Annotated in this window: 1 protein-coding gene; it reads left to right on the forward strand. The window is 68.8% G+C overall.

The features are described from left to right. The coding region (locus BN358_RS28075) for a hypothetical protein (RefSeq protein ID WP_040584194.1) at positions 1 to 219 on the forward strand (219 nt) is incomplete at its 5' end. Between the last annotated feature and the right edge of the window lie 21 nt (positions 220 to 240).

The following is a 240-nucleotide window of genomic DNA, read 5'->3' on the forward strand; positions in this document are numbered from 1 at the left end:
GGCACGACGACACCGCCGCCCACCCAGCCGACCCAGCCAACCCAGCCCGGAGGCACGACAAGCCCGAACCAGACCGCAGCGGTCGAGTCGATGAAGAAGGCCCAGGCTGCCTTCACCGCGGCCGACACCGCGCTGCGCAACGGCGACCTGGCGGAGTACCAGAAGCAGGTCGAGATCGCGAAGACCGAACTCGGCGACGCCCTGGCCAAGATGGGGTGAAGAGCTCAGAGCAGCCAGTCG

This window comes from Sedimentibacter sp. B4 (assembly GCF_000309315.1).
Lineage (GTDB): Bacteria > Bacillota > Clostridia > Tissierellales > Sedimentibacteraceae > Sedimentibacter > Sedimentibacter saalensis.